This is a genomic window from Paraburkholderia guartelaensis, assembly GCF_004353905.1.
In the GTDB taxonomy this organism is placed as follows: Bacteria; Pseudomonadota; Gammaproteobacteria; order Burkholderiales; family Burkholderiaceae; genus Paraburkholderia; species Paraburkholderia guartelaensis.
Genome location: NZ_SMOD01000150.1, coordinates 1 through 1,438, shown reverse-complemented (window position 1 = coordinate 1,438; position 1,438 = coordinate 1). Strand labels below are relative to the sequence as shown.

The window sequence follows — 1,438 nt, the reverse complement described above, 5'->3', positions numbered from 1 at the left end:
GAGTTATCGTCGGAACTGGTGTATGCGGCGTAGGGAGGAGGCAGGAGAAGGCGGTGGCGATTGGAGGAGAATGTTGCTTTCCACGGTAACACTTCCTCAATCGAACTCCACCACCATGGCGAAACATACGCAGGAAACGAGCAACGGTCAAACAGCAGAAACGCAATTTGAAGGCGCACCTGGCCTGGACGATCTGATCCAGCAAGGGGCGCGGCGAATCATCCAGCAGGCAATCGAGGCGGAACTGGCGGCGATGCTTGAGCAATATTCGAATGTGAAGACGATGGACGGCCGGCGCGCGGTCGTGCGCAACGGCTACCTGCCAGAGCGCGAGATCGTCACGGCGGTGGGCCCAGTACCGGTCAGGGTGCCGAAGGTTCGCGACCGCTCGGGCTCGGGCATCAAGTTCAATTCATCGGTCGTACCGCCCTATGTGCGCAAGTCGCCGCGGGTGTCGTCGTCGCTGCCGTGGCTGTACCTGCGTGGGGTGTCGACCAGCGACATGGGCGACGCCCTGTCGGAGCTACTGGGCGAACAGGCCAAAGGGCTGTCAGCGAGCGTTGTGAGCCGCCTGAAGGCCGCATGGGCAGACGAGTTTGAGCAATGGAACAAGCGGGACCTGTCGAGCTCACGCTGGGTCTACTGGTGGGCCGATGGCATCCACACGCAGGCGCGAACGGAGGATTCCGACGGTCAATGCCTGCTGGTGATCATCGGCGTGAAGCCGGACGGCAAGAAGGAGCGCGTTGCGCTCAGCGACGGTTACCGTGAGTCGAAACAATCGTGGATTGAACTGCTGCTCGATCTGAAATCGCGCGGCCTGCAGGCGCCGCCACTGCTCGCGGTTGGTGACGGCGCGATGGGACTATGGGCGGCACTCGACGAGGTATTCCCGCAGACGCGACATCAGCGCTGCTGGTTCCATAAGGTTGGAAATATCCTCAACGCAATGCCCAAGTCGCAGCACGGCAAGGCCAAGGCGGCGCTCGCAGAAATCTGGAATGCCGCGACGCGCGCCGATGCGATTGTTGCGTTCAATCAGTTCGTCGACGTGTACGCGGCGAAGTACCCGAAGGCTGTCGAGAAGCTCACGAAGGATCGAGACGCACTGCTCGCGTTCTACGACGTCCCTGCGGAGCACTGGCAGCATGTGCGGACCACGAATCCAATCGAATCGACGTTTGCGACGGTACGCCATCGCACGAGCCGCACGCGTAACTGTCTGTCGCGCGCGACCTTCCTCGCCATGGCGTTCAAGCTGATTGAAGCGGCCGAGCAGGGCTGGAGGAAGATTCGCGGTGCCGAGAAAATTGATCAGCTTCTGAAGGGTGTTCCCTTCAAAGACGGAACCCCGGTGATTGATAGCACACCGGCTCCTCAAGCGCTGGCCGCCTGATCATGCCGTCCCGCCCGCGTACACCACTATTGACGATTGCTC

At 61.2% G+C, this 1,438-nt stretch carries 1 protein-coding gene; it reads left to right on the top strand.

The window, feature by feature from the left end; translation table 11 throughout:
- The first annotated feature begins 115 nt into the window (after positions 1-115).
- On the top strand, positions 116-1,396 hold the full coding sequence (locus E1N52_RS43725) for an IS256 family transposase (RefSeq protein ID WP_425468218.1): 1,281 nt from the start codon (positions 116-118) through the stop codon (positions 1,394-1,396).
- The last annotated feature ends 42 nt before the right edge of the window (positions 1,397-1,438 follow it).